At 46.2% G+C, this 6,000-nt stretch carries 6 protein-coding genes; 4 read left to right on the forward strand and 2 right to left on the reverse strand.

The genetic code is table 11. The annotated features are described in order from the left end of the window. The first annotated feature begins 7 nt into the window (after positions 1-7). Positions 8-550, forward strand: a complete 543-nt coding sequence (ntdP, locus tag KNQ18_RS15525; RefSeq protein ID WP_023467311.1) for a nucleoside tri-diphosphate phosphatase — start codon at positions 8-10, stop codon at positions 548-550. A 90-nt stretch (positions 551-640) separates the two neighbouring features. Beyond that, complete coding sequence (locus KNQ18_RS15530) at positions 641-2,374, forward strand: ABC transporter ATP-binding protein (RefSeq protein WP_064300881.1); 1,734 nt, start codon at positions 641-643, stop codon at positions 2,372-2,374. A gap of 49 nt (positions 2,375-2,423) precedes the next feature. Here the strand turns inward: KNQ18_RS15530 and KNQ18_RS15535 are convergent, their stop codons facing one another. Next, on the reverse strand, positions 2,424-3,722 hold the full coding sequence (locus KNQ18_RS15535) for a glutamate-1-semialdehyde 2,1-aminomutase (RefSeq protein ID WP_215085359.1): 1,299 nt from the start codon (positions 3,720-3,722) through the stop codon (positions 2,424-2,426). Between the two features lie 175 nt (positions 3,723-3,897). On the opposite strand from KNQ18_RS15535, the gene perR reads away from it, so the two are divergent. Next, positions 3,898-4,320: a peroxide-responsive transcriptional repressor PerR gene (perR, locus tag KNQ18_RS15540; protein ID WP_369792039.1), complete on the forward strand. Its 423-nt coding sequence runs from the start codon at positions 3,898-3,900 to the stop codon at positions 4,318-4,320. A gap of 14 nt (positions 4,321-4,334) precedes the next feature. Here the strand turns inward: perR and KNQ18_RS15545 are convergent, their stop codons facing one another. Continuing rightward, the gene (locus KNQ18_RS15545) at positions 4,335-4,697 is read right to left on the reverse strand and encodes a DUF2614 family zinc ribbon-containing protein (protein WP_029340912.1); all 363 of its coding nucleotides are present in this window, start codon (positions 4,695-4,697) and stop codon (positions 4,335-4,337) included. A gap of 114 nt (positions 4,698-4,811) precedes the next feature. Here KNQ18_RS15545 and KNQ18_RS15550 point away from each other — a divergent pair, with 114 nt between their 5' ends. Further along, positions 4,812-5,681 carry a nucleotidyltransferase-like protein gene (locus tag KNQ18_RS15550; RefSeq protein WP_035398755.1) on the forward strand — a complete coding sequence of 290 codons (870 nt, stop codon included), beginning with the start codon at positions 4,812-4,814 and terminating at the stop codon, positions 5,679-5,681. The last annotated feature ends 319 nt before the right edge of the window (positions 5,682-6,000 follow it).

A 6,000-nucleotide genomic window follows, 5' to 3' on the forward strand; every position in this document is an offset into this window, starting at 1 on the left:
GTAGCACATGAGTCGATTCCCAAAAGAAAGTAGCAAGATTGAGATTCAAAGTTTCAAACATAACGGGAGCTTACACAGAGTTTGGGAAGAAACGCTCGTGCTGAAATCGACGGAAGAAGAATTGATTGGGTTCAATGACCGCATCATGGTCAGTGAATCGGATGGTCGTCAGTGGCGAACGCGAGAGCCTGCAATCTGTTACTTTTCAACAGAACTCTGGTTCAATGTCATTTGTATGATTCGGGAGGATGGCATTTACTATTACTGCAATCTTGGATCACCTTCTACGTTCGATGAGAAAGATCGAGCAGTTAAGTACATTGATTACGATTTAGATATCAAAGTGTATCCGGACATGTCCTACATGATCCTCGATGAGGACGAGTATGAGAAGCATCGCCGCGAGATGAACTATCCGAAGGCAATCGATCGTATTTTGAAAGACAATGTCCAAATCCTGATTCAATGGATCCGCAGTCGGAAGGGTCCATTTAACCCGGCTTTCGTGGATATGTGGTATCGTGAATATGAAACAAGATATCGGAGATGATGGTTCGCCATCGTCTTTTTTTAATTGAAGGAAGTGAAACACGTGGCAACACAAGCAAAACGTAAGAAACAAGGTTCGATCCGCCGCTATATGGCGTTCGTCAAGCCGTATCAAAAACAGATTCTCCTGACGGTTTTCGTCGGGATCATCAAGTTCTCGATCCCACTTGGACTTCCGTTGTTGTATAAGTACATCATCGACAATATCCTAACTGGAAACACGATGCCGATGGCGGAAAAAAGTAAACAATTGGCGTATTTGATTGGAGCGGGTGTCTTCATCTTCTTGATCGTCAAGCCGCCGCTCGAATACGTCCGTCAGTACCTCGCGCAATGGTCCGCGTCTAAGATTTTATTTGACGTTCGTAATCGATTGTTTGATCATGTTCAGAAATTATCGCTTCGTTTTTATTCGAATACGAAAACTGGAGAAGTCATCTCGCGAATCATCAATGATGTCGAGCAGACGAAAGACTTCGTCGTCACGGGATTAATGAACCTATGGCTTGATATGATCACGATTTTCATTGCGATCGCTATCATGTGGACGATTGATCCGAAGTTGACGCTCGTCGCCATTATTCCGTTACCATTCTACGCCCTCGCCGTTAAGTTCTTTTACGGTCGCTTACGCGGATTGACACGGGAACGTTCGGCAGCACTTGCGGAACTACAAGGTCATTTGACGGAACGGGTCAACGGCATGGCAGTCATTCGTAGTTTTGCACTCGAACCGCACGAGAACAAAGCGTTCAAACATCAAAATGATGGGTTCTTAAAAGCGGCGCTGCGTCAAACGAACTGGAATGCGCGGACGTACGTCGTCGTCTCGACGATTACGGACTTCGCACCGATCCTGATCTTCGGAACGGCAGCCTTCTTCGTCTTGAACGGACAAGTGACACTCGGGACGATGGTTGCGTTCATTGGTTACATCGATCGCCTGTATGCGCCGCTCGGTCGTCTCGTCAACTCCTCAACGACGTTGACGCAGTCGATCGCTTCGATGGACCGGATGTTTGAGTTTTTAGATGAGCCGTATGACATCACGGAAAAACCGAATGCACGCGATCCAAAAGATGTCCGCGGAAACGTTCAGTTCGAAAACATCAGTTTCGCTTACGAAGAAGGCGGCGAGCTAGCAATTGATCGCTTAACGCTTGACGTTCAGGCAGGTGAACGGATTGCTTTCGTCGGGATGTCAGGTGGTGGGAAATCGACGCTCGTCAGTTTAATTCCACGCTTCTATGATGTGTCTGCCGGTCGGATCACGCTTGACGGCGTTGATATTCGTGACTTGAAGTTGCGTGGTCTTCGCGATCAGATCGGGATGGTCATGCAGGAGTCAATTCTCTTCAGTGAGTCGGTTCAGATGAACATTAAGATGGGGAATCCGGAGGCGACGGATGAGGAAGTCATCGCAGCGGCAAAAGCAGCGAATGCCCACGAATTCATCGAACGGTTACCAAACGGTTATCATACGCCGGTCGGTGAACGAGGCGTCAAGTTATCAGGTGGTCAAAAGCAACGTCTAGCCATCGCTCGGGTCTTCTTGAAGAACCCGCCGATTCTGATTTTGGATGAGGCAACGAGTGCGCTCGATTTAGAGAGCGAAGCGATGATTCAAGATTCGTTAGCACGTCTCGCGAAAGGACGGACGACGTTTACTGTCGCGCACCGTTTATCAACGATTACCGATGCCGATAAGATCGTCGTCATCGAAAATGGTCAAATTACGGAAATCGGAACACACGAAGTCCTCATGCAAAAACGAGGCGCTTATTTCGAACTGTATGCCATTCAAAATCTGGAACTTGTCGAATAACACAAAAGCAGCGACCTTTGCGAGGTCGCTGCTTTTTTAGTGGGAGGACTTAGAGTCGAGCAAAGGCACGATCGACTGCTGCAATCGTCTCTGTGATGTCGGCTTCCGTATGTTCCGTCGTCAAGAACCACGCTTCGTATTTCGAAGGAGCAAGGTTGACGCCTTCTTCCAACATCAATTTGAAGAAACGTCCGAACATCTCACTATCTGCACGTTCTGCACCATCGTAATCGATGACTGTTTCGTCCGTGAAGTAGACCGTCATGGCACCTTTTAGACGGTTGATCGTAATCGTGACGTCATGGCGTTTTGCTGCTTCAAGTACACCTTGTTCGAGTAATGCGCCAAGGTGATCAAGTTGTTCATAGACACCAGGCTGCTCAAGTAGTTCAAGGCAAGCGATACCGGCAGCCATCGATGCTGGGTTACCTGCCATCGTTCCCGCTTGATAAGCAGGACCGAGTGGCGCGACGTGTTCCATGATTTCCTTACGACCGCCATAAGCGCCGATTGGTAAACCACCACCGATGATTTTGCCGAGTGCCGTCATATCAGGGCGGATATCGAGTAACTCTTGTGCACTGCCGTACGTGAAACGGAAGGCTGTGATGACTTCATCATAGATGACGAGTGCGCCGTGAGCATGTGTGATTTCGTTGACTGCAGCAAGGAATCCAGGGTGCGGTTCGACGATACCGAAGTTTCCGACGATCGGTTCGACGAGTACACAAGCGACCTGATCGCCCCATTGTTCCATGATTTGACGATACGATTCGATATCATTGAACGGTGTCGTAATGACTTCTTTTGCCGTCGCTTTCGTGACGCCGGCTGAATCTGGGGAACCAAGTGTCGCTGGTCCGCTTCCTGCTGCAATGAGCATCAGATCCGAGTGACCGTGGTAACAACCACTGAACTTCACGACGAGCTCACGACCTGTATACGCACGTGCGACACGAATCGTCGTCATGACGGCTTCGGTTCCCGAGTTCGTAAAGCGTACTTTTTCAAGCGAAGGGATCGCTTTTTGTAGTTTATGTGCAAAGTCAATTTCTAGACGGTGTGGTGTGCCGTAAAGAAGACCATTTTGGGCAGCATGGGTGATCGCTTCCGTAATGTGAGGATGACCATGTCCCGTGATGATCGGACCATAGGCTGCTAAGTAATCGATATAGCGATTGCCATCGACATCATAAAAGTAAGCACCTTCTCCGCGTTCCATATAGACAGGTGCGCCGCCACCGACGGCTTTGAATGAACGGGATGGGCTGTTGACGCCACCGACGATACACTCTTGTGCGATTTCATATAACGCCTCTGAAGTAGGACGTGTAGTGTGGGTAGACATGAGGATTCCTCCAATCGATGATTCGTGAAAAATATCACGATATGATTGTATCATGGACGTCAAATCCGATGCAGAGCCGTTGACGGAATGCCTATTTGTAGGTAGACTAATTATAAAGATTACAATCTGATAATCAATGAAAGATAGAAATGAGGGGATGGACGTGGCTAACGAAATGCTGGATGACGCCGTGAAGTCACTTCGGGAATCAGGCGTTCGAATGACACCACAACGTCACGCGATTTTGGAATATTTAACGACGGGACACACGCATCCGACAGCGGATGAGATTTATCGTGCACTCGAACATCGATTTCCAAACATGAGTGTGGCGACTGTATATAATAACTTACGCGTGTTTCGAGAAAAGGGAATCGTTGAGGAAATGAATTACGGAGACGCTTCAAGTCGCTTCGATTTCGTTACGACACGCCATTACCACATGATCTGTGAGAACTGTGGAAAGATCGTTGATTTCAACTATCCTGTGCTCGATGATGTCGAAACGGTTGCGGCGCACTTAACGGGCTTTAAAGTCGATCGTCACCGATTAGAAGTGTACGGAACTTGTCCGGACTGTCAATCGAATGTCCAATAAAAAAACGAGCTGCCTTAGCGGGGAGCTCGTTTATTGTGTTTATTATATTTTTCATCGAATTCTTTTCCTTCAAGAGACGGATCCATCGTAAGTGGTTCATCGCAATGCATACATAAGTCGACGCGACCAAGGACTTTTGTTTCTTTTCCGCAGTTTGGACAAGTGACGACAGCTGCCTTCGTTGATGTCAGACCAATCAAGAAATAGAGTGCCGTACTGGCAAGAACCATGACGAAACCGAGAAGCATGAGTAAGACCATGATGATTTCAAATTGTTTGAGTAATAGACCGCCATACATGACGAGCATCCCACCGAACACAAGAAACATAGCAAGGTTTCGCGCGCGGTTTATTTTATTTTTACGTTGTTTTTTCAAGTGAATTCCCCCTGTTGTCAGTCTAGCATAAGAAGTGCAACTGTCTGAAGGAGGAAAGCTTGTTTTTTTGTCGAAAATGGTAACGACGAGTTCGTATAGAAGGGTGAGAAGTACATGGAACAAGCAACACGAACGATTTATTCGGAATACGCGGCTTATCGTGAAACACAAGGGATCATTGCTGTTGAGAAACGGCAACCACGGGATTCCTTGACGGATCAATTTGATACACTTCTTGTCGTCATCACGAGAGACCCAGAAGTCGAGTGGACGATCAAACATTATCGACTGAATACACTAAAGGTTTCATTACACCTCGTACATGAAGATGTCTTATCACGCTGGATTTTGTTAAATGCCAATCGACGTGCGATTCACTGGATTGCAGAAGGAACGATCGTTTTCGAACGGAACGATTATTTAGTTGACTTAAAACGGCAACTCTTAAACTTTCCTGATGAGGAAAGATGTCTACAGATGACGATCTCATTCGCTAAACTTCTGCGTCGTTTCCAAGACGGAAGGAATTTGTTCAGTCGCGGACATCATTATGATGCCTATACACACGTCCATCACGCTTTGCATCATCTCGCGCGATTATCTGTTCTTGAAAAAGGAAAACATCCCGAGACAGTCGTCTGGGAACAAGCACGACTGGATGATCCGGATGTCTATAAACTATATGAACAATTGTTGATGAGTGAAGAGACATTAGATCAACGTATTCACCTCGCCTTGATTGGTCTTGAGCATCTTCTGCAGTCTAAGGTCTTATCGGGAGGACGCTATTTATTCGAAATCATGCGTGAGCGAACGAGTCCTTGGACGATGTATGAATTGATGGAAGAAGAGCGATTGCAAGAAGTCAAAGTGGATTTAAGTAGTCTGATTGATTTCTTCATGCGAAAAGGTCTAATCAGGATTTCGTATCAAACAACTAAAGGAGCAGGGGTCGAACTCGTGACGTATGAGCCGGTCGTATGACGATCGGCTTTATTTTATCCATTTGATTGTTTTTTGCTATATATAGAAGGGAAAAGATTATAAAAGTTTTTTTAGAAAAACTATTGACGGTATTATATCGAGATAGTATATTAATACATGTCGACAGGGCAACACGCACTGGACGGTGACGAGAAAGAAAAAAGATTTCAAAAAGGGATTGACGCTTAAGTTATTCCGTGATATCTTATTAAAGTCGCTGAAAACGACACGACGAACTTTGAAAACTGAACGATGAGGCAAAAATCGTATTCTACGGAATACAAAAATGAATGAAGCGCAAGCTTCGTCAATCGTGACT

Source organism: Exiguobacterium sp. s78 (assembly GCF_018618985.1).
Taxonomy (GTDB): Bacteria; Bacillota; Bacilli; order Exiguobacteriales; family Exiguobacteriaceae; genus Exiguobacterium_A; species Exiguobacterium_A abrahamii.